Annotated in this window: 22 protein-coding genes and 1 pseudogene; 16 read left to right on the top strand and 7 right to left on the bottom strand. The window is 54.4% G+C overall.

What is annotated here, in order from left to right:
* The first annotated feature begins 41 nt into the window (after positions 1 to 41).
* The 7 genes from ACOKCT_RS17650 (at position 42) to ACOKCT_RS17620 (ending at position 10,834) form a co-directional block, all read left to right on the top strand.
* Entirely contained in the window at positions 42 to 3,536 is a 3,495-nt protein-coding gene (locus tag ACOKCT_RS17650; RefSeq protein ID WP_420193715.1) for a phage tail tape measure protein, read from the top strand.
* On the top strand, positions 3,536 to 4,003 hold the full coding sequence (locus ACOKCT_RS17645) for a hypothetical protein (protein ID WP_420193714.1): 468 nt from the start codon (positions 3,536 to 3,538) through the stop codon (positions 4,001 to 4,003). Before ACOKCT_RS17650 ends, ACOKCT_RS17645 begins: the two co-directional genes overlap by 1 nt.
* Positions 4,000 to 4,488, top strand: coding sequence for a DUF1833 family protein (locus ACOKCT_RS17640; protein WP_420193713.1), 489 nt, complete (start codon positions 4,000 to 4,002; stop codon positions 4,486 to 4,488). Before ACOKCT_RS17645 ends, ACOKCT_RS17640 begins: the two co-directional genes overlap by 4 nt.
* Before the next feature lie 9 nt (positions 4,489 to 4,497).
* A complete protein-coding gene (locus ACOKCT_RS17635; protein WP_420193712.1) occupies positions 4,498 to 4,878 on the top strand; it encodes a nitrite transporter in 381 nt (126 codons plus the stop codon).
* Positions 4,875 to 7,964: a host specificity factor TipJ family phage tail protein gene (locus ACOKCT_RS17630; RefSeq protein WP_420193711.1), complete on the top strand. Its 3,090-nt coding sequence runs from the start codon at positions 4,875 to 4,877 to the stop codon at positions 7,962 to 7,964. Before ACOKCT_RS17635 ends, ACOKCT_RS17630 begins: the two co-directional genes overlap by 4 nt.
* A 50-nt stretch (positions 7,965 to 8,014) precedes the next feature.
* On the top strand, positions 8,015 to 10,180 hold the full coding sequence (locus tag ACOKCT_RS17625; RefSeq protein ID WP_420193710.1) for a GDSL-type esterase/lipase family protein: 2,166 nt from the start codon (positions 8,015 to 8,017) through the stop codon (positions 10,178 to 10,180).
* 336 nt (positions 10,181 to 10,516) lie between these two features.
* On the top strand, positions 10,517 to 10,834 hold the full coding sequence (locus ACOKCT_RS17620) for a hypothetical protein (protein WP_420193709.1): 318 nt from the start codon (positions 10,517 to 10,519) through the stop codon (positions 10,832 to 10,834).
* 926 nt (positions 10,835 to 11,760) lie between these two features.
* Here the strand turns inward: ACOKCT_RS17620 and ACOKCT_RS17615 are convergent.
* The 5 genes and pseudogenes from ACOKCT_RS17615 to ACOKCT_RS17595 form a co-directional block, all read right to left on the bottom strand.
* Positions 11,761 to 12,579: a DUF3037 domain-containing protein gene (locus ACOKCT_RS17615; protein WP_166182794.1), complete on the bottom strand. Its 819-nt coding sequence runs from the start codon at positions 12,577 to 12,579 to the stop codon at positions 11,761 to 11,763.
* Complete coding sequence (locus tag ACOKCT_RS17610; RefSeq protein ID WP_166182793.1) at positions 12,576 to 13,316, bottom strand: HipA family kinase; 741 nt, start codon at positions 13,314 to 13,316, stop codon at positions 12,576 to 12,578. The genes ACOKCT_RS17615 and ACOKCT_RS17610 overlap by 4 nt, the downstream gene beginning before the upstream one ends.
* Before the next feature lie 100 nt (positions 13,317 to 13,416).
* Positions 13,417 to 13,656 carry a DinI family protein gene (locus tag ACOKCT_RS17605; RefSeq protein WP_166182792.1) on the bottom strand — a complete coding sequence of 80 codons (240 nt, stop codon included), beginning with the start codon at positions 13,654 to 13,656 and terminating at the stop codon, positions 13,417 to 13,419.
* A gap of 261 nt (positions 13,657 to 13,917) precedes the next feature.
* Positions 13,918 to 14,013 (bottom strand): annotated as a pseudogene (locus tag ACOKCT_RS17600) (hypothetical protein); the annotation flags it as partial.
* Positions 14,010 to 14,576, bottom strand: coding sequence for a hydrolase (locus ACOKCT_RS17595; protein WP_103180068.1), 567 nt, complete (start codon positions 14,574 to 14,576; stop codon positions 14,010 to 14,012). The pseudogene ACOKCT_RS17600 and the gene ACOKCT_RS17595, both read right to left, overlap by 4 nt.
* 240 nt (positions 14,577 to 14,816) lie before the next feature.
* Here ACOKCT_RS17595 and aspS point away from each other — a divergent pair, with 240 nt between their 5' ends.
* The 6 genes from aspS (at position 14,817) to ruvB (ending at position 20,072) form a co-directional block, all read left to right on the top strand.
* Entirely contained in the window at positions 14,817 to 16,589 is a 1,773-nt protein-coding gene (gene aspS, locus ACOKCT_RS17590) for an aspartate--tRNA ligase (protein ID WP_103180067.1), read from the top strand.
* A 1-nt stretch (position 16,590) separates the two neighbouring features.
* Positions 16,591 to 17,034, top strand: a complete 444-nt coding sequence (gene nudB, locus ACOKCT_RS17585; RefSeq protein ID WP_103180066.1) for a dihydroneopterin triphosphate diphosphatase — start codon at positions 16,591 to 16,593, stop codon at positions 17,032 to 17,034.
* A 27-nt stretch (positions 17,035 to 17,061) separates the two neighbouring features.
* Positions 17,062 to 17,802 (top strand): YebC/PmpR family DNA-binding transcriptional regulator, encoded by a 741-nt coding sequence (locus tag ACOKCT_RS17580; protein WP_103180065.1) that lies wholly within the window; start codon positions 17,062 to 17,064, stop codon positions 17,800 to 17,802.
* Between the two features lie 34 nt (positions 17,803 to 17,836).
* Positions 17,837 to 18,358, top strand: a complete 522-nt coding sequence (gene ruvC / locus ACOKCT_RS17575; RefSeq protein WP_103180064.1) for a crossover junction endodeoxyribonuclease RuvC — start codon at positions 17,837 to 17,839, stop codon at positions 18,356 to 18,358.
* 83 nt (positions 18,359 to 18,441) lie between these two features.
* Entirely contained in the window at positions 18,442 to 19,053 is a 612-nt protein-coding gene (gene ruvA, locus ACOKCT_RS17570; RefSeq protein ID WP_103180063.1) for a Holliday junction branch migration protein RuvA, read from the top strand.
* A gap of 8 nt (positions 19,054 to 19,061) precedes the next feature.
* Complete coding sequence (ruvB, locus tag ACOKCT_RS17565) at positions 19,062 to 20,072, top strand: Holliday junction branch migration DNA helicase RuvB (RefSeq protein WP_103180062.1); 1,011 nt, start codon at positions 19,062 to 19,064, stop codon at positions 20,070 to 20,072.
* Positions 20,073 to 20,173: 101 nt separating this feature from the next.
* On the opposite strand, the gene znuB is transcribed toward ruvB, so the two are convergent.
* Complete coding sequence (gene znuB, locus ACOKCT_RS17560; RefSeq protein ID WP_103180061.1) at positions 20,174 to 20,959, bottom strand: zinc ABC transporter permease subunit ZnuB; 786 nt, start codon at positions 20,957 to 20,959, stop codon at positions 20,174 to 20,176.
* Complete coding sequence (gene znuC, locus ACOKCT_RS17555) at positions 20,956 to 21,711, bottom strand: zinc ABC transporter ATP-binding protein ZnuC (protein WP_103822382.1); 756 nt, start codon at positions 21,709 to 21,711, stop codon at positions 20,956 to 20,958. The genes znuB and znuC overlap by 4 nt, the downstream gene beginning before the upstream one ends.
* Positions 21,712 to 21,788: 77 nt before the next feature.
* Here znuC and znuA point away from each other — a divergent pair, with 77 nt between their 5' ends.
* The 3 genes from znuA to lpxM all read left to right on the top strand — a co-directional run bounded on the left by znuA (position 21,789) and on the right by lpxM (position 25,159).
* Positions 21,789 to 22,733 (top strand): zinc ABC transporter substrate-binding protein ZnuA, encoded by a 945-nt coding sequence (gene znuA, locus ACOKCT_RS17550; protein ID WP_159339660.1) that lies wholly within the window; start codon positions 21,789 to 21,791, stop codon positions 22,731 to 22,733.
* Between the two features lie 15 nt (positions 22,734 to 22,748).
* Entirely contained in the window at positions 22,749 to 24,071 is a 1,323-nt protein-coding gene (mepM, locus tag ACOKCT_RS17545; RefSeq protein ID WP_103180059.1) for a murein DD-endopeptidase MepM, read from the top strand.
* Positions 24,072 to 24,187: 116 nt separating this feature from the next.
* Entirely contained in the window at positions 24,188 to 25,159 is a 972-nt protein-coding gene (lpxM, locus tag ACOKCT_RS17540) for a lauroyl-Kdo(2)-lipid IV(A) myristoyltransferase (protein WP_156654755.1), read from the top strand.
* The last annotated feature ends 66 nt before the right edge of the window (positions 25,160 to 25,225 follow it).

Here is a 25,225-nt window from a genome sequence, read left to right as displayed (position 1 = left end):
AAACCGCTTCGGCGGTTTTTTTACGTCTGGAGTTAGACTAAATGGCAACTTTACGTGAGTTAATAATCAAAATTTCCGCTAACTCGCAATCATTCCAGACGGAAATTTCCCGCGCCTCGCGCATGGGGCAGGACTATTACCGCACCATGGAAAATGGCGGTCGACAATCCGCAGCCGCAGCGCGCGAAAGCGAAAGAGCATTATCCGACCTAACTGATGGATTTGCATCGGCAGGAAGGGCCGCCGCCGCCGCTACGGCAGCTTTTGCAACTGGTAAGCTTGTGCAGATTGCCGACGAATGGAATTCTGTAAATGCGCGCCTTAAACAGGCATCATCTTCTGCTGATGATTTTGCAGTCTCTCAGCGTCAGTTAATGGAAATTAGCCAGCGAACCGGCACGGCATTTTCCGATAACGCAAACCTTTTTTCACGTGCAGCAGCTTCAATGCGCGAATACGGGTATAGCTCTGATGAAGTTCTGAAAATTACCGAGGCTGTTTCAACCGGACTTAAACTTTCAGGAGCAAACACCCAGGAAGCAAGTTCTGTTATCACACAATTCAGCCAGGCGCTTGCACAAGGCGTTCTTCGCGGAGAAGAATTTAACGCCGTTAACGAAGCAGGTGATCGCGTGATACGCGCACTTGCCGCAGGAATGGGCGTGGCTCGCAAAGACCTGAAAAGTATGGCTGATCAGGGGCAGCTAACTATTGATAAGGTTGTTCCAGCTTTAATGAGCCAGCTGGGCTCATTGCAGGGTGAATTTGCAAACATGCCGCAAACCGTGTCCGGTTCACTGCAAAAAGTTACCAACTCATTCATGGCCTGGGTTGGCGGTGTCAACCAGGCCACTGGTGCCACCGATGCGCTGTCTGGCGGATTGGATAGCGTCGCACAGACGCTAGACTCTTTTACTTCCTCAGCGGTAAGTGGTGCTTTGAGTGACGTCGCTGACAATATGTCAACAATCACAACAGTTGCTGGTGCGCTTGTTGGTGTTGGTCTGGCAAGATATCTCAGTGGAGTGGCAACCAGTGCTACGAGTGCAACAGGCGCACTGATTTCTGCTGCCAAATCAGAAGTTGCTCTTGCTGTTGCACAGGATAAAGCGGCTCAGTCTGCTGTTGCCGCCTCAAGAGCTGAAGTCTATCGGGCCCAGCAAGCTATTCAGCGTTCCCGCAGTTCAGAGGTTCAGGCTGCTCAACAAGAGAAAATCGCCGCAGCGGAAGCAAAAGTCACTGCAACCCAGACTAGGCTGACTACCGCGCTTGCCAGTGGTACTGCCGCAGAAAAAGTCAGAGCCAGAACAGCTCTTGAGCGTGCGCAGGCAGGTCTGGCTGCGGCCAAAAATTCCGACGCTCAGGCTATCGCCGAAAGACGTTTGGCTGCTGCTGAGGCTGCCAGAGACCGGAACCTTGCAAATCGTGTCACCACCCAAAGCAATCTCAACAGTGTGACATCTGTGGGCACCCGTCTTTTAAGCGGTGCTCTTGGGCTCATTGGCGGCGTTCCGGGATTGGTGATGCTTGGTGCCGGCGCATGGTATGCGGTGTATCAAAATCAGGAACAGGCTCGGCGTTCTGCTCAGGACTATGCCAGCACGATAGATGAAGTCAGCAAAAAGTCGAGAGAAATGACACTACCTGAAGCTTCAGATAATGCAGAGAAAACTCGTGCTGCACTGAATGAACAAAACAGGTTGATTGATGAACAAAAAGGAAAAATTGAAAGCCTGAAAGAGCAGATAGCTGGTTATCAGTCCGTGATCAGTAACCCTGGTCCGACTACCAGCGGTGGTTTCATGATTAACCACTTGACCTCATTGCATACTGTTACTCAGGGGCTAGCGACTGCTACAGAACAGCTATCTGTAGAGCAGGAAAGACTGGCTCAGATGCAGGAGAAATCAGCTTCTATTCAACAGGTTCTTGAAGGAATTGAGCATCGCCGGGTAACGCTAATTCGAGAAGAGGCCGCTAATCAAAATAGGGCTTACCAATCTCTCCTGTTAATGAATGGACAGCATGACGAATTTAACCGACTGCTGGGGCTGGGAAACCAACTTCTCATGGCCCGTCAGGGGCTGGCTAACGTTCCGCTAAGGCTGCCTCAGGCCGATCTCGATAAAAAGCAAACCGATGCACTTGAAAAGAGCCGTAGGGATTTGGAGTTATCACGCCTTAAGGGTGAAGAAAAGGAGCGCTTACGGCTCAGTTATGCCGCCGACGATCTGGGATTAACCAGTGATCCACAATTCCAGACAGGCCGTCAGGAGTTGATTAATAACGGTCTGCTGGAATGGCGAAATAATGAGGCCAACAAACCTCAGAAAAAGATGCCCAAATCTGATGAGCAAAAGACATCGGAGAAACTCGAGGAGTCTTACAAGCGCCTCATCAGCCAGCAGCAGGAACAGCTCGCGCTTGCTGGCCAGAGTACGGAGCTCGCTAAAACCAAATATCAGGTAACCCAGGGTGAACTGGGGGCTTTGTCTGAAACTCAGAAGACAGAGCTTCTGCGCAACTCCGCCGCGCTTGATCATCTTAATGCTGTTGAACGCCTTAAATCCCTGAATCAAGAACTGCTGAAGCCCGAGGAGGCTCTGCTAAAGAACACTCGCGAGCGCATTAAATTGTTACGCGAAGCAGCACCTGCGACTGAAGAATATCGCGAAACGATGGATCGCATATCGAAAGCTTCGATTCAGGACGCCCCGAAATTTGGCGGTATCGATTCATCCGTCGGCGGTGCCAGCGGTGAACTTGTTCGTGTCGCTGATGCGCAAAAAGAACTGGAAAAGTGGTACGAAACACAGCTTGAAATGCAGAAGGAGTTGCTCGATCAAAAGGAGATTAACGAGCAAACCTATGCGGATCGTGTTGCTGAAATCAACAAGACGAATGCTTCGCAATTAGAGGATATCCAGGCGGGATATACATCTGCCAGCCTTTCCATGTTCTCAGATCTCGCTGGCCAGTCGGCGCAGCTGCTGCAGAGCATCGGTCAGGAAGGCAGTCTCGCTTACAAAACATTGTTCATTGCCAGCAAGGCCGCCGCTATGGCCCAGGCCGTGATCAACACCGAGCTGGCAGCAACTAAAGCTATGGCTGAAGGCGGCATGATTATGGGGATCCCGGCGGCAACCGCGATTCGCGCAGTAGGTTACGCCTCAGTGGCCATGATTGCCGGGCAAACACTCGCAGGCATGGCGCACGACGGGATTGACCGGGTGCCGGAAACAGGCACGTGGTTACTGCAAAAGGGAGAACGCGTGGTCACGGCCAGCACGTCGGCCAAGCTTGACGCGACCCTGGAGAAGGTGCAGCAGTCACGGCAGGCTTCTGCAGGCGGCACCTTCCATATTCAAAATTCATTCACCGGCAAACCCGACGATGCGACGTTAATGGCTATCGACCAGCGGAACCGGCAATTAGCCGTTTCGCTCCGTAAAGAACTGGCCGCCCAGGTTGTCAAACCTGACGGGGACTTTGGCCGGGCGCTGCAGTCCGTTTACCCGAACCGGAGACGAGGATAATGGCAGATATTGTCTACCCACATGATTACCTGCCAATGCCGCTGCAGGATGGATATGGCTTCAAACCTGTCAGCCCCCTAAAGCGAACTGAAACCACATCCGGCCGCGCCCGGCAGCGGCGCAAGTATACGTCAACACCGACCATTGCCACCGTGAACTGGATTTTCACGAAACATAATCAGGCGCAGCTTTTTGAAGCCTGGTTTCGTGATGCGCTAACAGATGGGGCGGCATGGTTTCTAATGAGACTCCAAACCCCGCTGGGCTGCCAGCAAACGTACAAATGCCGTTTCACAGATATTTATGAGGGGCCGACGTTGGTTCCTCCAAAATATTGGCGTTACAGCGCTCAGCTTGAATTATGGGAGCGTCCTTTGCTTCCGTCAGGTTGGGGGCTTTTCCCTGAACTGGTGGCAGGGTCGGATATTATCGATCTGGCCTTGAATAAGGAGTGGCCCGAAGCATGACCAGCGCAGTTCTCAACCGGCTTTACGCATCCGGCGGTGATGAGGTGATTCTGGACACGTTGCAAATCACCGTCGGCGGACAGAGCTACTGGCTGACCCGCGGCTGGGAGGACATTACCGTTATTCTGGAAACGGGTGACAAAGCGACGTTTATCGGCTCGGCAATCGACGTGGCGCTGCCGGCGCGCAATTCCGACGGCACGCAGGATCTAAAATTCGCGATCAGCAATATCGACGGCGTGGTTTCGACTGCGATCCGCAATGCTCTTGATAACCTTTCCAGCGCGTCTTTAACGTTTCGCCGGTACGTTTCTACGGATCTGTCAGCACCCGCCGCGCCGCCGTTCACCCTCGCCATAAAAGAGGGCTCCTGGACCGCAACTGAGGTGCAGATCACCGCTGGCTATATGAACATCCTCGATACCGCGTGGCCACGCTATCGCTACACACTGGCAGACTTCCCGGGACTTTGTTACCTCCAGTAGGAAATCACCATGTTCAATCCTGACAAATACCGTTCAGTCACATGGCTGAAAGGCGGGCGCGCGTTCCCTGCGCTCGACTGCTTTGGCATCGTTAACGAAATACGGCGCGATCTGGGCCTGACCCCCTGGCCTGAATTCTCCGGAGTCACAAAAGACGACAACGGTCTCGACCGGGAGGCGCGCGGACTGATGGCCGACCTGCAGCGTTGCGATCCTTCCCCTGGCGCGGGCATTGCCTGTTATTCCGGCTCTGTGGTAACGCATGTCGCCATCGTCGTGGAGATTGACGGTGTGCTGCATGCCGCCGAGTGCAATCCCCGCACAAATGTAACCTTCCTGCCGCTGGCGCGGTTTGCGCGCCGCTTCATTCGCGTGGAGTATTACCAGTGACGATCCGAATCTATCCGTCCCGGTTGCCCGGCGAACCGCTGGAAACCCACCATCATGAAACCCTGACGCTCAGCGCCTGGTTTTCGCAGAACGTTGAGGGATGGGGGCCGGATCAGCAGCATCCGGTTGCGGTTGAAATCGACGGCGTTCCGGTGCCGCCGGCTGAGTGGGCGCTGTGCGCCATTCGTCCTGACAGCGATGTAAGGATGTATCCGGTGCCATACGGTACGGGTGCAGAAATCGCGTTGTGGGTGGCCGTCAGCGTGGCCGTCGCTTCAGCGGCTTACTCTATTTACATGATGAGCACCATGCAGACCGGCGGCGCCAGCCAGCCTTCCAGTGGTGACCAGCTGGAGCTGAACCCGGCCAAAGCCAATATGGCAAAACTGGGCGATCCCATCCGCGAGATTTTTGGTCGCTATAAGGTGTGGCCCGATTATGTCGTTCAGCCGGTTTCGCGCTTTGATTCTGCCGATCCCAAGAAGTACGTGACCAGCATGTTTTTATGTGTGGGGGTTGGCGACATGGCGCTGCCGGCGTCGGCGATACGCATCGGCTCAACGCCCGCATCCGCGTTCGGCAGTGATGTCAGTGCCACCATCTATCCACCGGGTGCCAGCGTTGCGGCCGACAGTCGCTCCGAGAACTGGTTCAACAGCGGCGAGGTCGGGAATACCACCTCAGGTACCGCAGGCCTCGACCTCGGCTCAACCGGGCCGCAGACGGTGAGCATCATCTCGGACGCCATTCTGGTGAGCGGTAACACCATCTCCCTGATTGCAGCCACGGCCAGCGACGGAGAAACGGAGATCCCGGCGGCCTGGGTTGTTGGCACAGTAGTCACGGTTGTTGCGCCAGACTCCTACCGGGTTGCCAATACCGGCGGACACAGCGTGATTTATGGTGATGTCACTGAGTTACGGCCAGCTACAGGCATGCCTGTTTCGGTGGCTTTTAATGAGTCGACTTACGATCTGTATATTGCCAGTTACGCGGCTGGCGTTCCGGCGGTGCCCGGGGTGGGTGGTTCGACAGCGAGCATTACCGCCAGCGCCGCGCCCACCACGTACGATTTCACGGCAACGCCGGTTACGTTCACGATCGGATGGAAAGGCACGACGTATGCCATCTCACTCATTACCAGTTACGTCACGATGTCCGGGCTGGTTAATACCATATCAAACCAGCTCACCGGCTCCGGCCTGATCGCGCGCGATAATGGTGGTCGGTTGCAGATTGCCGAGGAAAGCAGCCCGTTTGCCGGAGGCACTGTCAGCCACAGCGCGCTCCCGGTCTCCGTTTTCGGCAGTGCGCCGGTCGATGTGACCGGCGTGGCATCGACAGGCGGCACCGCAGCGGTGGAGGCACATATCACGCTGGCATATGACAGCGGGACAGGGAAGCCATTCACGGGCATCCCGGACGGAGTCCAGCGGATCGGCATCGGCTACGCCGACGGCCAGTTCCGCATTACGGATATCGATGATCAGACCATCACGGTTGAGCGGGTGGTCGTCACCCAGGACGCCAGTGGTAATGATGTCGTCACTGTAGATGCGGCCTGGCCGGGGTTTAGCGAGCGTACGCTGCTCGATGCCCAGGTCACCGGCGTGAATGATGACTATGCCTGGCTCGGCCCGTTCCTTGCCTGCCCGGACGGAGAGACCACGACCGCCATCGAAAACAACTTCATCTTCCCCAATGGCCACATCCAGTACAAAAAGAACGGGGATCCTCAGTCGCACACCGTGCGGGTGCTGGTTCAGTACCGCAATGCCGCAACTGCGGGGGCATGGTCACAGGTGGTCTATAACTTCACCAACAAAACCGCTGACGGCCACGGTTATACCCGGCGCATCAGCGGTCTGGCGGCGGCACAGTATGAGGTCCGCGTGCGACGCACGACGAAAATTGGCGGCTCCAGGACGGTGAACAACCTTTACTGGCAGGCGATGCGCTCGCGGTTGAGCAAACGCCCTGGGAGCTATGCAGGCGTGACCACTCTTGCGCTGACGGTACGAACCGGTAACCGCCTGGCGGCCCAGTCCGATCGCCGCGTTAACGTCATTCCTACACGGCTGTACAACGGACACCCTTCACGCAGCATCAGCGGGGCGCTGTACCACGTCCTGGAATCTCTGGGTTTCCGCCCTGAACAGATTGACCGCGCAGCGATTGACGCGCTCGAACAGACCTGGTGGACCCCTCGCGGGGAAACGTTCGACTGGGCAACAGGCGACAGTAAATCCGCGCTGGAGGTACTGAAAATCATCACCGGGGCGGGGATGGGGTATTTCCTGCTGTCTGATGGCCTGGTCTCCGCCGGACGGGAAGGCGTGAAGAACTGGACCGGGATGATCACCCCCCAGGAGACTACCGAAGAGCTGCAGACCGCGTTCAAGGCCCCGAGTCAGGACGATTATGACGGCGTGGATGTTACATACATCAACGGCACAACCTGGGCGGAGGAGACGGTTCAGTGCCGCCAGTCCGGAAATCCCACGCCAGTGAAAGTGGAGGATTACAAGCTGGAAGGGGTTGTGGATCAGGATCGTGCGTACCGAATTGGCATGCGCCGTTTGCGCGGGTATCAGCTACAGCGCCTGCAGCACACAACCAGCACTGAAATGGATGCGCTTTGCTACCAGTTTATGGACCGCATCATCCTCACTGATGATATTCCAGGCAACCAGACACTGAGCTGCCTGATCACTGAAATGAGCTGGGACAGCACTGCGATCATCATGTCGCTCAGCGAGCCGCCGGACTGGAGTTTTCCAAATCCCCGAGTGGTTATCCGCCACCAGGACGGTCGGGCGTCGCCGCTGCAGGTTCCGACGCGCATCGATGATTACACCCTGAGTATTCCATACAGCGCCGCGCTGGCACCGGAAGAATGGGAGATGGACAGTCCGTACATTGAGCCGCCGCGCCTGCTGTTCTGCTCTTCATCCCGGGTTGGGTACGACGCACTGGTGGGGGAGATAACCCCCGGCAGTGACGGTACCAGCAGCGTATCGGCTATCCAGTACCACCCCGGCAAGTATCAGTACGACGACGCCACCTATCCCGGCGATGTCGCATAAACCTCACAAAATTACTAACCCGCTTCGGCGGGTTTTTTTATGGAGCAAATATGGCAGCAAATGACGAACCACTGGGCTCGCAGTCACCTCAGGTCCTGCTTTTAAATTCAAAAAATTTCGATATTGCCATTAACAGCCTCACGAAGACTCTCTGGCCTGATCGGTTAGGGAAAAACAGGAAAACATGGCGTGCGTTTGAGGTTGAAAGTGCTGCAGCATTAACCACTTTTGCAGATGCTGCGCGCCAGGCTTTGGCATCCTTTGGTCTTATCACGCTGAAATCGTTTCAGGCGGGCGCTCCTCTGCCGTCAAATCGTCTTACCCTGGCTAATCAGGTACTTTTTGATGAAGTCAGTCAGGAGTATTACCGATGGGATGGGCCACTTCCGAAAGCGGTACCTGCAGGGTCTACACCCGCGGGTACGGGAGGCATTGCAACCGGCGCGTGGGTGGGTGTTGGTTATGCTGCCCTCAGCTCACTCATCATTAACGCCACTGGCAGCACGGGAATCGAAACTGCTCTGTCTGATCTGGCTACAGCTGCGTATTCAATCAGGAACCGCCGGCTATTAGGCGTGGCCAATAACAAACTCCGTGGCGGGGAGGCCGTAAACATTGTCTGTGTGGGTGATTCAATTACCTATGGCTATGATGTTACCTCGTCTGACATTATTCCCCCTCCGGCAGATGGCGGTCACATCCGCACCCGGGCCCCGATTCAGTATCCTGTACGCCTGCAGGAACGTCTGAATAAATTCACCCGCAGTGTGGTGACGGTTAAAAATTATGGCTTTAGCGGAGATACGGCGAAGCAGTGCTTTAATCGCTGGACCGTGAACCCAGGTTGCCATGTCGCCCATATCATGCTCGGCATTAACGATGCTAACGGTGATTTTACGGAATATGGCGACTATATCGAAAAGCTTATCCGGCGTTACATTGACTGGGGTCACGGCGTGGTGATTCACACATCCACCGCTCAGACGTATAACAATGGCAATGCTGGCGGAGCACGGTTTACGCAATATGCGCGAGTGATTGCTGCCAGTTATGGATGCCCTGTCTTTGAAAGCGAAGGTGTACACCAGTACTGCCGTTATGACTCTGTGTACAGTGATGGTACGCATTTCAACAAGGCGGGATATGCGAAATACGGGGATGCTGTTGCGGCTTTTATTCTGGCCAGCGGTTGGGTCAGGGAGGTTCGTCCGGTTTCGTCACCCACGAATCATCAGCCTGGGCGTTCAACGGAGGGAATTGGCTGGTACGGTGCGGGCGGTGCATACCTGTCAACCAACATCTCCGCCTCTTACCAGTGGAACGGTCAGACAGGGGGCATCAATGGCTCTTCCGGTGGCATCCATTCGTTCAGTTTCTTCCTGGACACCGATGCCGCCAATATTTACATAGTGGGTCAATTGCCGGGCGCGAAAATTCACTTGTCTGATCCTGTTACCGCGGCTAACGGCGTGCAGGCCGTAAACAGGATTCAGGCAAAATCTTTCAGAAAAACTATCGCTGAAACCACGGATTATCAGGTCTCAACCCGACCATCTGGTTATAAATCATGGGTTGGCTCACTTGTTGGTCGTGGGTGGAAAACTGTTTATGTTGAGCAGGATGTTGCGTCCGCCGCGGGTATTTTTTGCAGCCAGTTAATAATTGAACCGACCCTGCCTGACGAGGTGGTGCAGTTAAATTCCGGGGTTGTGCCAGCCCGCAAAGAGATACAGGTCTACAAAACCCCAGTAGCAGATATTACTACGCCGCAGACAACGGTTCCCTCAGCTGTAAAAATGCCTTCCAGGGTGATATTCCCGTTGCCAAAGGGGCTGTACCGACAGACGCATAACTGGACGTCTTTCTACGACATGATGAAGTTTGAGATAGACATTACAACTATCGAAAGCGCAGGGGGAGCAACGAATAACGGAACAAGGAAAATGCTATGCAGGCCGCTCGCAACAACTGGGCGTTTCAGTATTGAAACCCTTTATACCACGGTGCCAGGTTGCATTCAGCCATCGCTGATTCAATACGGCTGGGAAGACCCAAACGATGCTTCCGGAACGATAAATGTTGGTTATCCAACATCCAGCCCTCAAAACAAGCTGATGTATTTGCTTATCGACTTCCCTGATGCGCCTGAGGGTTACTTCAGCATTGAGGTTGAATGCAGCGCGTTACTCAACTCGAATGGTAACTTTATGTATTAAACATTGCCATATGAGCAAGCCATCAGGTTTATTACAAAGGTTCTGGACGCATGGATGAAATTTAAGCCCGGCTGGTGAAACTGGAGGCTCAGTAATCGCCTTTAATATCCTGCATAGCGGACAGGATCACCAGAAGAGCAATGACCACGGCAAGGATGCCAGCTACCAGCAGTGCAATCACCATACGTTCTCCTGATATTGGATTACTTCATTAAAAGGATAGCGCATGCGTGCGCCACCCCACATTGCAGTTGGATGAATTGATAGGTATCGCCGCATTGATCTGCACCGCCTTTAAAACTACTGTATATAAAAACAGTAAAAGGAGTGCATATCATGGGGTTCCCCTCACCAGCTGGCGATTACGTAGAGCAGCGGTTAACACCGGAGCGTATCTGCGGCATAGGCATGGACAGCCGCATCCTGGAGACTTCGAGTGGGTTCGCTGTCATCGAGCCGTGCACCAGACTGGTACAGAATCAGGTGCTGCTGATTTTGTCCGGCGGCCGGACTCAGTTTGCCCGGGTCATGGGCAGGGCGCTGATTTGTGATGATGGCGAAGTGATAGAGGGATCTGCAGCGGAAGAGGTGGAAGTGCTGGGGCGGGTGACGTACTTCATCAACAGCACGGACGCTGATGAAGGCCCTGTGTAAATGCAGCCTATAAAAAAGCCCGCACGGGAGCGGGCACAAATCCCTTAGTTTTGTTATCAACCCCGCGCTCATGACGCAGGTCGTTAACGTATCGGCAGCATGAGCCATAACTTTAGGTAGGGGGTATTAGCGCTTCGTTTAAAATCATCTACCTTTAATGAAGGTGAATCCCCCTGTGCGGCGGGGCAATCCAGTTGCTGTTCGTGTAAATATGCCTGCGGCTCGTATAACTGGTAACGAGTCACCGGGAGGCACCCGGCACCTTAAGCTGTTTGTTTGTGCTGATTTCATTTGCCTGCCTAATCAGCAGGCTTTTTTTTACGGCCCTGATGGAGGCTCAGATGGCAAGTTTTGCATTTTTAGCCGTTTGGCTTGTGGTGATCGTGTCAGGTCTTATCAGTCTTTTGAGAACGTTATTAAATATCTGGTGCGGTCCGGAGCAACATTAAATCGTCCCGGATGACGCGTGGCCCTACCATAAACTGCGAGCGCTGCTGGCTAATTGCACTTGGTCATATTTGTTAGTCAGTGCTTTTAAGCCAGGCTAAGAAAACATTAAGAAATGTTAATCATTGCACCTTTAGTTATAAAGAAACTGTGTATGATGTCAGTTCAGCAAACGGCGTGAGGCGTTATACCCGTTATGAAATTCATCTGTCCTGCATGTAAAAGCAACCGGTTCTTTTTCACTTCCTTCAATCCCGTGTTAAACCTGCCACACGGTGCGGTATGTTCCGTATGTGGTACACGGCTGACTACGCGCTCCATCTCTCCAACTCCACGCAAAAGGCGCTGGCCTAAACGGGTGGTATAGATGCGCGAGGTCGTGAACACGGTGTCGTACTTCACCGGGCATGCACAGGCCGAGGACTGCTCCCCAGTAATTTGAGGGAGGAAAGAGAAACCCGGCGCGGTGGCCGGGTCGACTAGATGGATGCTTTCGCAAACTCGATGATAGATTTTTCATCGTTGTGACTAAAGTGAGCGAGGTTATTGCGATCAAATGTTCGCCTAATCTCATCCATTGCCTTTACTTCTGACGTGTTGGGATTTTTATGACCGTCAATAGTAAAAAGAACGTTAGCTAGATTTAGTAACTGCTCATCAGCCGCTCTCTTAACTTTTGATACCCATGAGTCACAGTGCTCCATCATCTTACCGGGCTCCTGTTGTACGAACGCCAAGGGTTTGATAGCACAAAGTACTTCATCCTCTTGCTTAGCAACAAACGGCATTGAAAACCTAATCAAGTCTCCGCCAAATGTTTCCTTGCGGAAAATATTCTGCAGTTCTGCATAAGAATTCAAACGCCCTTTTAGCTCTCTGGTAAGGATCTCTTCTCTACGTTCTTTGTTGTAATCTGTATGGTTAACAAATTTTGCATACAAGCGCTGTAACTCTTGCTCGGGGCTTTCAGCAAGAACGACACGTGTTGAACTGAAGTGGAAAATTGACTCCCGTCTCGCAGTCAAATAGCTGAAAAAATTTGCTACGTCATCGGCTGTTTTAACGTGTTTCGTCTGCTCTTGAGCAAAGGCCAGCTCCCTAGCAACAGCATCTTTGGCCAATGGGAAGATAGTGTCGTCTTTGAAGAAAGATGTAACCCTGGCATCATTGCTTTGAGTTAGTCGAAAGAGAAGTATGTGTTTTTGTGGCGCACAGACGACTACGCCTATGTTTGCAAACTCTTCAGTTTCAGCAAACGGCGCATATCTTACAATGCTGTATAGACATGGCGTAGTCATGTGATTTTACTCCAAAATAAATCCGTATCGTTACGGTTCAATAGCTTTTCAATCCGACCAAAACACTCTTCACGCTCATCTTGAGTCTCAGGCAGCCATTCATCAGGGATGCATTCCACACATAAAGGTAGGATTCCTTTAGTACGGGTAAGTTCATCTTCAGACTGGGGCCTGTCTACAATGTCGAACAACCACTTGCGATGACGCGGTGCATACACATGATAGTCAAAGGCATCATCGGTATCATTTTGGTCAAAGGCAAGATTGTGATCAATCAGGTAAAATCTATTGTTACGGTAATCGAAAATAATATTAACGTTACCACCTTGAGGTGATAGGGTTCGATCTGAGTTATTTATCCATCTATCAAAGAGATAGATTTTCTTCTGTTCCTGCTCGGCAACATTAGTATGAGCCTGGGTAAAAGTTATAGGTGCCACGCCTGGGATAAATTTTGTTGCGAATGCGTACCCCTCATTTAAGGCATTTCGCCATTGAGGCACATACTGGGTTAATGCTCTGTCTACGTATGCCATGCCAAAATCAGGTAATGAAAGCCCCAATTCCAGGCCAATGTGAGCTGATACCCATTCTGCAATAAGCTGCACCCGAGGAACGCTAGGCATGCCCTTTACAACATAAAGCTCGCCATCGTCACATTTACAGAGGAACGGCTCAGTTGCACAGTCAGGTATCCGTCTAATAATTTCAGTAACGCGCAATGGTTCGATGGACATGGAATTGACGAATATCCTTTTCTTTTGGCATTTTGATGACGGATATTAGTCGAAAACCTCTATCGTGATAACCTGGAGTTTTATCAGGGTTTTCGAGGTTTTATTCTTCAACAAGCCACATATCCGCCTCTTCAAACATTTCTTCAAGCATACGATTCAGCTTTTCCCGATCACTTTTGCTGGCATCGCTGTTTAAGCCGTTCGCCTGCATCGGCTTAACCTTCACCTCTGCAGCGGGAAAGATCCGGTGCACCCGCTTTGTTAGCTCATTTAGAATTATTTCTCTGGCACCTGTTAATCCTTCTACATTCCGTTTGTCGTACACCAACTCAACGAACATAACTCCTCCAAAACAACAATAATTTACTAAACAATTTATACTGTTTATCCATACAGTGTCAACGGTGGGGAGCGCGGCTTTTTGAGGGGGGTTTTTGGGGCAGGGATGGGGCATAAATGCCAGTTTTGGGGCATGGTTGGGACATTTTAGCTCATACGAACTTTACCGAATTTCATATGATAGCTGTTTATAATGCATTGATTAAGCTAAAGAAAACACATGCTCTTGGGCGTTCTTTAGTGATTTGAAAAATTACCGCGTCACGCAATTAAAGTGGCGGGCGTACTCTTCAAGACCCGTTATGCCCAGCCGCACCCATTTCGGGTGCGACCATTGGGGTAACCCCAGATAGATCATAGTGCGTTGATAATCTCTTCGGTGCTGCGTACCCGGCCAATACGCGGGAAGATATTGGTCATACTGCCGAGATGCTGCTCGGCCGAAGCTGCGCTGCAGGCATCTTCGGCGATCACCAGGTTAAAGCCCAGCTCCCAGGCGTTACGGGCGGTGGATTCGACGCCAATATTGGTGGCGATCCCACACAGAACGATCGTATCGATGCCGCGACGACGCAGCTGTAACTCAAGATCGGTGCCGTAAAACGCGCCCCACTGGCGCTTGGTCACTTCGATATCGCTCTCTTGCTTACCCAGTGACAGCGGGTAGTCCCACCAGTTTTCCGGCAGAGCATGGGCAGGGGCTTGTGCATCTACCGGCTGCTTCAGCGCCTCGGCGAAATCAGCGGACCAGCCCACGCGGACCATCACCACCGGCGAACCGCTGGTGCGGCATTTTTCCGCCAGACGAGCACTGCGGCTGACCACATCCTGAGCGGTATGCGGGCCACCGGCAAAGGGCAGGATCCCTTCCTGTAAATCAATCACCACAAGGGCGGTACGGGCAGCGTCGAGTGTGAACATGGTTTTTCCTGTTAAATAGTGAGCCATGCTAATACCTTACGCTGAGCCAGCCTGTTCCAGGTCTGATATTTTTGTTAAATTTTGTGAGAATATGCAAGATGCGAGCAGCAAACGCGCGCATGGCGCGCTTCTCTCTTATCGTCTGGCGGAATTTCCAGTATAATAGCCGCCTTTTTTCATCCAGTTTGACATACAAAAAGCTGCGACATAGTAGCCTGCGGCTAAGTTAAGGGATATCTCATGCGTACAGAATATTGCGGGCAGCTGCGTCAGTCCCACGTCGGACAGCAGGTGACCTTGTGTGGTTGGGTCAACCGTCGTCGTGATCTTGGCAGCCTTATCTTTATCGATATGCGCGACCGTGAAGGCATCGTGCAGGTGTTTTTCGATCCAGACCGCGCCGATGCGTTAAAGCTGGCAGCTGAACTGCGTAACGAGTTCTGCATCCAGGTGACCGGTACCGTGCGTGCGCGTGACGAGAAAAACATCAACAGCGACATGGCGACCGGCGAAATCGAAGTGCTGGCGACCGATCTGACCATCATCAACCGTTCAGAATCGCTGCCGCTGGACTCCAACCACGTCAATACCGAAGAAGCGCGTCTGAAATTCCGCTACCTCGATCTGCGTCGCCCGGAAATGGCCCAGCGCCTGAAAACCCGTGCAAAAATCACCAGCCTGGTGCGCCGCTTTATGGACGATCACGGTTTCCTCGATATCGAAACCCCGATGCTGACCAAAGCGACCCCGGAAGGCGCGCGCGACTACCTCGTGCCATCCCGCGTTCATAAAGGCAAATTCTACGCGCTGCCGCAGTCTCCTCAGCTGTTCAAACAGCTGCTGATGATGTCCGGTTTCGATCGCTACTATCAGATCGTCAAATGCTTCCGTGACGAAGATCTGCGTGCTGACCGTCAGCCAGAATTTACCCAGATAGACGTCGAGACCTCCTTCATGACCGCCGGGCAGGTGCGTGAAGTGATGGAAGCGCTGGTGCGCAGCCTGTGGCTGGACGTGAAGGGTGTGGATCTGGGCGACTTCCCGATCATGACCTTCGCCGAAGCCGAGCGCCGCTACGGTTCCGACAAGCCAGACCTGCGTAACCCGATGGAGCTGGTGGACGTTGCCGACCTGCTGAAAGGCGTTGAGTTTGCGGTCTTCTCTGGCCCGGCTAACGATCCGAAAGGCCGCGTGGCTGCCCTGCGCGTACCGGGCGGTGCGAGCCTGAGCCGTAAGCAGATTGACGACTACGGTAACTTCATCAAGATTTATGGCGCGAAAGGCCTGGCTTACATCAAAGTCACCGAGCGCGCGAAAGGCATCGAAGGCATCACCAGCCCGGTGGCGAAATTCCTGAATGCTGAGATCGTCGAATCCATCCTGGCGCGCACCGAAGCCCAGGACGGCGACATGATCTTCTTCGGCGCAGACAACAAGAAAGTGGTTGCCGACGCGCTGGGCGCACTGCGTCTGAAGCTGGGTAAAGATCTGAACCTGACCGACGAAGCCAAATGGGCGCCGCTGTGGGTTATCGACTTCCCAATGTTTGAAGACGACGGCGAAGGCGGCCTGACCGCTATGCACCACCCGTTCACCTCGCCGAAAGATATGAGCGCGGCAGAGCTGAAAGCGGCGCCGGAAGAGGCCGTGGCGAACGCCTACGATATGGTCATCAACGGCTACGAAGTGGGTGGCGGTTCCGTGCGTATTCACAGCGGTGAAATGCAGCAGACCGTGTTTGGTATTCTGGGCATTAACGAACAAGAGCAGCGCGAGAAGTTTGGCTTCCTGCTGGACGCCCTGAAGTACGGTACTCCACCGCACGCGGGCCTGGCGTTTGGTCTGGATCGTCTGACCATGCTGCTGACCGGTACCGACAACATTCGTGATGTTATCGCCTTCCCGAAAACCACCGCCGCGGCCTGTCTGATGACCGAAGCGCCAAGCTTTGCTAACCCTGCCTCCTTAAGCGAGCTGGGTATCGAAGTGGTGAAAAAGGAAGAGAAAAACTGATATGGCATATAAGCTTCCCGTTTCCGTGTTAGTGATCATTTATGCAGAAGACACGAAGCGGGTGCTGATGTTGCAGCGACGCGACGATCCCGCCTTCTGGCAGTCGGTAACCGGCAGCCTGGAGGAGGGAGAAACCGCGTTGCAGGCCGCCGCGCGCGAAGTAAAGGAAGAGGTCACCATTGACGTTGCTCGCGAGCAACTGACCCTGAAGGACTGTCAGCGCACGGTGGAGTTTGAAATTTTTAGTCATTTACGTCATCGCTATGCGCCGGGGACTGAACGCAATACAGAATCCTGGTTCTGCCTTGCGCTTCCCCACGAACGGGAGATCGTGTTCACCGAACATTTGACCTACCGCTGGGTTAATGCGACCGAAGCCGCGGCGTTAACCAAGTCGTGGAGCAACCGGCAGGCGATTGAAGAATTTGTAATTAACGCCGCCTGAAAGGGCGCGCTCTTTGAGGATATTTTTATGGCAGGTCATAGTAAGTGGGCCAACACCAAACACCGCAAAGCGGCACAGGATGCCAAACGCGGTAAGATCTTTACCAAAATCATTCGTGAGCTGGTTACCGCAGCCCGTCTGGGTGGCGGCGATGCCGGTTCCAACCCGCGTCTGCGCGCAGCGATCGATAAAGCGCTGAGCAACAACATGACCCGTGACACCCTGAACCGTGCTATCGCCCGTGGCGTAGGCGGCGATGAAGACGCGAACATGGAAACCATCATTTATGAAGGTTACGGTCCTGGCGGTACGGCGGTCATGGTTGAGTGTCTGTCCGACAACCGTAACCGTACCGTGGCGGAAGTGCGTCATGCCTTCAGCAAAACCGGTGGCAACCTGGGTACCGACGGTTCCGTTGCCTACCTGTTCAGCAAAAAAGGCGTCATCTCCTTCGAGAAAGGCGACGAAGATGTGATCATGGAAGCGGCGCTGGAAGCGGGTGCTGAAGATGTGGTGACCTATGACGACGGCGCGATTGACGTCTATACCGCATGGGAAGAGATGGGCGCGGTGCGTGATGCACTGGAAGCCGCTGGCCTGAAAGCCGACGCGGCTGAAGTCTCCATGATCCCGTCCACCAAAGCGGATATGGATGCGGAAACCGCACCAAAACTGCTGCGTCTGATCGATATGCTCGAAGACTGCGACGATGTGCAGGAAGTCTACCACAACGGTGAAATCTCCGACGAGGTTGCGGCTACGCTGTAATGGCCCAACGTAAACCATTAACCGGAGCGGCGTGATGGCAATTATTCTCGGTATTGACCCGGGCTCACGCATCACCGGTTATGGCGTTATCCGTCAGGTCGGGCGACAGTTGACCTACCTGGGCAGTGGTTGTATCCGTACCAAAGTGGACGATCTGCCGTCGCGCCTGAAGCTGATCTATGCGGGCGTGACGGAGATCATCACCCAGTTCCAGCCGGACTATTTTGCCATTGAACAGGTATTTATGGCGAAAAACGCCGACTCGGCGCTGAAGCTTGGCCAGGCGCGCGGCGTGGCGATTGTCGCGGCGGTGAATCAGGATCTGCCGGTGTTTGAATACGCCGCACGGCAGGTTAAGCAGACCGTGGTGGGAATTGGCAGTGCGGAAAAAAGCCAGGTGCAGCACATGGTGCGTACCCTGCTTAAACTGCCCGCCAATCCGCAGGCGGATGCTGCCGATGCCCTGGCGATCGCCATTACCCATTGCCACATCAGCCAGAATGCGGTGCAGATGAGCGAATCGCGGCTCAATCTGGCGCGCGGTCGATTGCGCTAAATGTAAAAATCAGGCTGGATGTTTATCCAGCCTTTTTTTATTATGGCAGCGGTAACTTTTAGCCCTTAACGCAGGAGCGTCACGTGATAGGCAGACTCAGAGGCATCATTCTAGAAAAACAACCCCCGATAGTGCTGCTTGAGACCGGAGGCGTGGGCTATGAAGTCCATATGCCGATGACCTGTTTCTATGAATTGCCGGACGCGGGCAAGGAAGCGATCGTCTTTACCCACTTTGTAGTGCGTGAAGATGCCCAGCTGCTGTATGGCTTTAACAACAAGCAGGAGCGCACCCTGTTTAAAGAGCTGATTAAAACCAACGGCGTAGGGCCAAAACTGGCGCTGGCCATCCTCTCCGGGATGTCGGCTCCGCAGTTTGTTAACGCCGTAGAGCGTGAAGATCCCGCTGCTCTGGTTAAGCTCCCTGGCATCGGTAAGAAAACGGCCGAGCGCCTGATTGTCGAGATGAAAGATCGCTTTAAAGGTCTGCATGGCGATCTGTTTACCCCTGCCGCCGACCTGGTGCTGACCTCACCGGCTGGCCCGGCAACAGACGATGCGGAACAGGAAGCGGTTGCCGCGCTGGTGGCGCTGGGCTATAAACCTCAGGAAGCGAGCCGGATGATTAGCAAAGTGGCTAAACCGGACGCCACCAGTGAAACCCTGATTCGTGAAGCGCTGCGCGCCGCATTGTGAGGTAAAGGATGATTGAAGCAGACCGTCTGGTCTCGGCAGGCAGTGTTCAGACAGAAGATCTGGTGGACAGGGCGATCCGCCCGAAACTGCTTGATGAGTATATTGGCCAGCCACAGGTGCGTTCGCAGATGGAGATCTTTATCCAGGCGGCGAAACTTCGCGGCGATGCCCTCGATCACCTGTTGATTTTCGGCCCGCCGGGGCTCGGGAAAACGACCCTCGCAAATATCGTCGCCAATGAGATGGGCGTTAACCTGCGCACCACCTCCGGCCCGGTGCTGGAAAAGGCAGGGGATCTGGCGGCGATGCTGACCAACCTTGAACCCCACGACGTGCTGTTTATCGATGAGATCCACCGCCTGTCACCGGTGGTGGAAGAGGTGCTCTATCCGGCGATGGAAGATTACCAGCTGGATATCATGATTGGCGAAGGTCCGGCTGCGCGTTCGATTAAGATCGATCTGCCGCCTTTCACGCTGATTGGCGCCACCACCCGCGCCGGGTCGTTAACGTCACCGCTGCGCGATCGTTTCGGCATTGTGCAGCGTCTTGAGTTTTATCAGGTGCCCGATCTCCAGCATATCGTCAGCCGCAGCGCGCGCTTTATGGGGTTGGATATGAGCGAAGAGGGGGCCTTTGAAGTGGCGAAGCGTTCCCGCGGGACGCCACGTATCGCCAACCGGCTGCTGCGCAGGGTGCGTGATTTTGCCGAGGTGAAGCACGACGGCACTATTTCGCATGAGATCGCCGCCCAGGCGCTGGATATGCTGAACGTCGATGCTGAAGGGTTCGACTATATGGATCGCAAGCTGCTGCTGGCGGTGCTGGATAAATTCTTTGGCGGGCCGGTCGGGCTGGATAACCTGGCGGCGGCGATTGGCGAAGAGCGTGAGACCATTGAAGATGTGCTGGAGCCCTATCTGATCCAGCAGGGCTTTTTGCAGCGTACGCCGCGCGGGCGCATGGCGACGGTGCGGGCCTGGGATCACTTTGGCATTACGCCGCCGGAGATGCCGTAACCTCGGCGGAAGTTGCCGGATGGCGGCTGCGCCTTATCCGGCCTACAAAAGCGCGATCCTGTAGGCCCGGTAAGCGTAGCGCCACCGGGCAATTAATGACCTTAGCTGGCTGGTTTCTTCATCATGCTGAAGATAAACAGCACTGCCGCGCACAGCACGACCGACGGTCCGGCAGGGGTGTCGTAAAACGCCGAGAAGGTGAGCCCGCCGGTGACGGCAATCATCCCTACACCCACGGCTACACCGGCCATCTGCTCCGGGGTACGGGCAAAACGACGGGCGGTGGCGGCTGGGATAATCAGCAGTGAGGTGATGATCAGCGCCCCGACAAACTTCATCGCCACGCCAATGGTCAGGGCAGTGACCAGCATCAGTAGCAGCTTCACGCGCTGCAGCTTCACGCCATCTACAAAGGCTAAATCCGGGCTGATGGTCATAGCCAGCAGGTTACGCCACTGCCACAGCAGGATTGCGAGGACAATCACCACCCCGATGGCAATGGCGATCAGATCGTCAGGTGTCACCGCCAGCAGATCGCCAAACAGATAGGCCATTAGATCCACGCGGATATTGGACATCAGGCTGACCACCACCAGACCCAGCGACAGGGCGCTGTGGGCCATGATCCCAAGCAGCGTATCCACCGCCAGGTGCGGGCGCTTCTCCAGCCAGACCAGGCCGGCGGCCAGCAGCAGCGTAACCACAATCACCGCGTAGAATGGATTCACATCCAGCAGCAAACCAAACGCCACCCCCAGCAGGGAAGCGTGCGCCAGCGTATCGCCAAAGTAGGACATCCGGCGCCAGACAACAAACGAGCCCAGTGGACCCGCCGCGCAGGCGAGCATCATCCCGGCCAGCCAGCCGGGCAGTAAGAGTTCAATCATGAGTTACCGTTTCCCCGGCGAAGGACAATGCGTCCCTGCAAATCATGGCGGTGGTTGTGATGGTGGCGATAAATGCCCAGCTGTTCGGCACCGCGAGGACCAAACATCGAGATAAACTCCGGATGCATGGAGACCACTTCCGGCGTGCCGGAGCAGCAGATGTGATGGTTAAGACAAAGCACTTCGTCCGTTTTCGCCATGACCAGATGCAGGTCGTGCGACACCATCAGCACAGCGCAGTCCAGCTCTTTACGTAGCTGATCGATGAGGTCATACAGGGCAACCTGACCGTTGACATCCACGCCCTGAGTCGGCTCGTCGAGCACCAGCAGCTGCGGCTTATTCAGCAGGGCGCGGGCCAGCAGCACGCGCTGGGTTTCGCCGCCGGAGAGTTTTTGCAGGGGCGCGTCGATAAGATGCCCGGCCTGTACCCGCTTGAGCGCCGGAAGAATATCCTCTTTACGCGTATCGGGACGCAGACGCAGGAAACGGCTGACCGTCAGCGGCAGCGTGGCGTCCAGATGCAGTTTCTGAGGGACATAGCCAATACGTAGCTGCCGATCACGCTTGATCAGGCCCGCATCGGGTGCTACCAGGCCGAGTACAACCCGCACCAGCGTTGATTTACCCGCGCCGTTGGGGCCGAGTAACGTCAGAATTTTGCCAGGCTTCAGATCCAGCGAAACGTCAGAGAGGACGCGGCGCTGGCCAAATGAAACCGAAATATTTTCGAGAGAAACCAAAGTCGTCATATCAATTTATGCTTGCAGAAGTCATCGAATGTTATAATATCACATTCCACATGTTCATTACGATGATTAGTCGCATTATGTTACAGAAAAATACGCTTCTTTTCGCAGCATTATCCGCTGCTCTTTGGGGTACCGCAGTACAAGATGTTAACGCCGCCGTTGTCGCTTCGCTTAAACCGCTCGGTTTTATCGCTTCCGCTATCGCAGATGGCGTCACCGAAACCCAGGTTTTATTGCCTGATGGCGCGTCAGAGCATGACTACTCCCTGCGCCCTTCGGACGTAAAACGTTTACAAAACGCGGACTTAGTTGTATGGATTGGCCCGGAGATGGAAGCCTTCATGCAGAAGTCAGCGAGTCAGTTGCCTGACGCTAAACAGGTTAACATCTCTGGCCTTGCAGGTGTGAAACCGCTTCTCATGAAAGGGGCGGATGATGACGAACACGACCACGATCATGGCCACGGTGCCGAGGAAAAAGGTGACGAGCATCACCATCACGGTGACTACAACATGCACCTTTGGCTTTCACCAGAAATAGCGCGGCTGTCAGCGGTTGCAATCCATGAAAAATTAGTGGAACTTATGCCGCAAAGTCGAGCCAAACTAGACGCCAACCTGAAGGATTTTGAGGCACAACTTGCCGCAACCGACAAGCAGGTGGGTACCGAGCTCGCACCATTGAAAGGTAAGGGATATTTCGTTTTTCATGATGCCTATGGCTACTACGAAAAACACTACGGTCTTACGCCGCTTGGCCACTTCACCGTGAATCCAGAAATTCAACCTGGTGCGCAGCGTTTACATGAAATCAGAACACAGTTGGTTGAGCAAAAAGCGACCTGCGTTTTTGCTGAGCCACAGTTCAGGCCAGCGGTCGTTGAAGCCGTGGCAAGGGGAACGTCCGTCCGTATGGGCACCCTTGACCCACTGGGAACCTCTATCCAGTTGAGCAAAGCGAGCTATTCACAGTTCCTCAGCCAACTGGCGAACCAGTATGCGAGCTGCCTGAAAGGAGATTAACGAGGAAGTGATTACGTGCAACAGATAGCCCGCTCTGTCGCCCTGGCATTTAACAATCTGCCCCGGCCCCACCGCGTCATGCTGGGGTCGCTTACAGTTCTCACCTTAGCGGTCGCCGTCTGGCGGCCCTTTGTATACCACCCAAATTCCGCGCCAGTTATCAGAACCATTGAGCTGGAAAAGAGTGAAATTCGCTCCCTGCTGCCGGAAGCCAGTGAACCTATCGACCAGGCCCCGCAGGAAGAAGAAGCGATTCCGCAGGATGAGCTTGATGAAAAGACCGAAGCCGAAGTGGGCGTACACGAATATGTCGTGTCAACGGGCGATACATTAAGCAGCGTTCTGAACCAGTACGGCATTGAAATGGGTGAAATCAGCCAGCTTGCTGCGTCTGATAAAGATCTGCGGAACCTGAAAATCGGTCAACAGCTCTCCTGGACCCTCACCGATAACGGTGACTTGCAGCGCCTGACCTGGGAAGTCTCCCGTCGTGAAACCCGTACTTACGATCGTACTGAAAACGGTTTCAAGATGAGCAGCGAAATGCAGCAGGGTGACTGGGTTAACAGCGCCATCAAAGGTACCTTAAGTGGCGGCAGTTTTGTTGCCAGCGCCCGTGATGCGGGGCTGACCAGCGGTGAAATCAGCTCGGTGATCAAAGCCATGCAGTGGCAGATGGACTTCCGTAAGCTGAAAAAAGGCGATTCGTTTTCGGTGCTGATGTCCCGCGAAATGCTGGACGGCAAGCGCGAGCAGAGCCAGCTGCTGGGCGTCCGTCTACGCACGGATGGTAAAGATTATTACGCCATCCGCGCCGAAGACGGTAAATTCTACGATCGTAACGGTACGGGTCTGGCGAAAGGCTTTTTACGCTTCCCGACGTCGAAACAGTTCCGCGTCTCTTCGAACTTTAACCCGCGTCGTCTGAATCCGGTCACTGGCCGTGTTGCGCCGCACCGTGGGGTGGATTTCGCCATGCCGCAGGGTACGCCGGTTCTGGCTGTCGGTGACGGCGAAGTGGTAATGGCAAAACGCAGCGGCGCGGCGGGCTATTATGTCGCTATACGTCACGGTCGCACCTACACTACGCGCTATATGCACCTGCGTAAGCTGCTGGTGAAGCCGGGCCAGAAAGTGAAACGTGGCGACCGTATTGCGCTGTCGGGCAATACCGGGCGTTCTACCGGCCCGCATCTGCACTATGAAGTGTGGATCAACCAGCAGGCGGTCAACCCGTTAACGGCGAAGCTGCCGCGCACCGAAGGGCTGACCGGTAAAGACCGCACCGATTATCTGGCGCAGGTCAAAGAGGTTATTCCCCAGCTGACCCTGAATTAATTCAGCAGCGTTAAAAGCCGGTGCACTCCTGCACCGGCTTTTTCTTTTGTGCGTTGCACATGGCCTCGCTAAACTATCTCATCACTCTTTAAAGCATCACCCGCCCTGGAAAAAGCATGGAAACCAAAAAGAACAATAGTGAATACATTCCTGAATTTGAGAAATCGTTTCGTCATCCGCGCTTCTGGGGCGCCTGGCTGGGTGTCTATGCGTTTGCAGGTATTGCGATGCTGCCTCCCGCCCTGCGCGATCCGCTGCTCGGCAAAGTGGGGCGCCTGGCGGGCAAACTGGGCAAAAGCGCCCGTCGTCGCGCCCAGATAAACCTGTTTTACTGCTTCCCGGAGAAGAGCGAGGCAGAACGCGAAGCCATCATTGATGAGATGTTTACTACCGCGCCGCAGGCGATGGCGATGATGGCTGAGCTGGCCTTACGCGGGCCGGAAAAAGTGACCAGCCGGGTCGACTGGAAGGGGCTGGAGATCGTCGAAGAGATGCGTCGCAACGACGAAAAGGTGATCTTCCTGGTGCCGCACGGCTGGGGCGTGGATATTCCGGCGATGCTGATGGCCTCGCAAGGGCAAAAAATGGCGGCGATGTTCCATAATCAGGGAAATAAGGTCTTTGATTATGTCTGGAACACCGTGCGTCGTCGCTTCGGCGGACGCCTGCATGCCCGTAACGACGGGATCAAACCCTTTATCAAGTCCGTACGCCAGGGCTACTGGGGCTACTATCTGCCGGACCAGGATCACGGGCCGGAACATAGCGAGTTTGTCGATTTCTTTGCCACCTATAAAGCGACGTTACCCGCCATTGGCCGCTTGATGAAGGTGTGTCAGGCGCGGGTGATCCCGTTATTCCCCATTTACGACGGCAAAACCCATCGCCTGACGATTGAAGTCCGCCCACCGATGGACGATCTGCTCACCGCGGACGACAACACTATTGCACGCCGGATGAACGAAGAGGTGGAGATTCTGGTGGGGCCCCACGCGGAGCAGTACACCTGGATCCTGAAACTGCTGAAGACGCGCAAGCCCGGCGAGAAAGAGCCCTATAAGCGTAAAGAGCTCTATCCGAAGAAATAAAAAATCCCCCGGAAACGGGGGATTTTTTTATTGCCCGGCGGCGCTGCGCTTGCACGGGCCTACGGA

Origin of the sequence: Leclercia sp. M-A074-M (assembly GCF_965195605.1) — a bacterium.
Taxonomy (GTDB): Bacteria; Pseudomonadota; Gammaproteobacteria; order Enterobacterales; family Enterobacteriaceae; genus Enterobacter.
Note: the sequence above shows the minus strand (reverse complement) of the source record. Positions and strands in the feature narration are given on the sequence as shown.

Bases quoted from the DNA above. Each gene is read 5' to 3' on its own strand.
- ACOKCT_RS17650 (WP_420193715.1), top strand. From the start codon at position 42: ATGGCAACTTTACGTGAGTTAATAATCAAAATTTCCGCTAACTCGCAA.
- ACOKCT_RS17645 (WP_420193714.1), top strand. From the start codon at position 3,536: ATGGCAGATATTGTCTACCCACATGATTACCTGCCAATGCCGCTGCAG.
- ACOKCT_RS17640 (WP_420193713.1), top strand. From the start codon at position 4,000: ATGACCAGCGCAGTTCTCAACCGGCTTTACGCATCCGGCGGTGATGAG.
- ACOKCT_RS17635 (WP_420193712.1), top strand. From the start codon at position 4,498: ATGTTCAATCCTGACAAATACCGTTCAGTCACATGGCTGAAAGGCGGG.
- ACOKCT_RS17625 (WP_420193710.1), top strand. From the start codon at position 8,015: ATGGCAGCAAATGACGAACCACTGGGCTCGCAGTCACCTCAGGTCCTG.
- ACOKCT_RS17620 (WP_420193709.1), top strand. From the start codon at position 10,517: ATGGGGTTCCCCTCACCAGCTGGCGATTACGTAGAGCAGCGGTTAACA.
- ACOKCT_RS17615 (WP_166182794.1), bottom strand. From the start codon at position 12,579: ATGACTACGCCATGTCTATACAGCATTGTAAGATATGCGCCGTTTGCT.
- ACOKCT_RS17610 (WP_166182793.1), bottom strand. From the start codon at position 13,316: ATGTCCATCGAACCATTGCGCGTTACTGAAATTATTAGACGGATACCT.
- ACOKCT_RS17605 (WP_166182792.1), bottom strand. From the start codon at position 13,656: ATGTTCGTTGAGTTGGTGTACGACAAACGGAATGTAGAAGGATTAACA.
- ACOKCT_RS17595 (WP_103180068.1), bottom strand. From the start codon at position 14,576: ATGTTCACACTCGACGCTGCCCGTACCGCCCTTGTGGTGATTGATTTA.
- aspS (WP_103180067.1), top strand. From the start codon at position 14,817: ATGCGTACAGAATATTGCGGGCAGCTGCGTCAGTCCCACGTCGGACAG.
- nudB (WP_103180066.1), top strand. From the start codon at position 16,591: ATGGCATATAAGCTTCCCGTTTCCGTGTTAGTGATCATTTATGCAGAA.
- ACOKCT_RS17580 (WP_103180065.1), top strand. From the start codon at position 17,062: ATGGCAGGTCATAGTAAGTGGGCCAACACCAAACACCGCAAAGCGGCA.
- ruvC (WP_103180064.1), top strand. From the start codon at position 17,837: ATGGCAATTATTCTCGGTATTGACCCGGGCTCACGCATCACCGGTTAT.
- ruvB (WP_103180062.1), top strand. From the start codon at position 19,062: ATGATTGAAGCAGACCGTCTGGTCTCGGCAGGCAGTGTTCAGACAGAA.
- znuB (WP_103180061.1), bottom strand. From the start codon at position 20,959: ATGATTGAACTCTTACTGCCCGGCTGGCTGGCCGGGATGATGCTCGCC.
- znuC (WP_103822382.1), bottom strand. From the start codon at position 21,711: ATGACGACTTTGGTTTCTCTCGAAAATATTTCGGTTTCATTTGGCCAG.
- znuA (WP_159339660.1), top strand. From the start codon at position 21,789: ATGTTACAGAAAAATACGCTTCTTTTCGCAGCATTATCCGCTGCTCTT.
- lpxM (WP_156654755.1), top strand. From the start codon at position 24,188: ATGGAAACCAAAAAGAACAATAGTGAATACATTCCTGAATTTGAGAAA.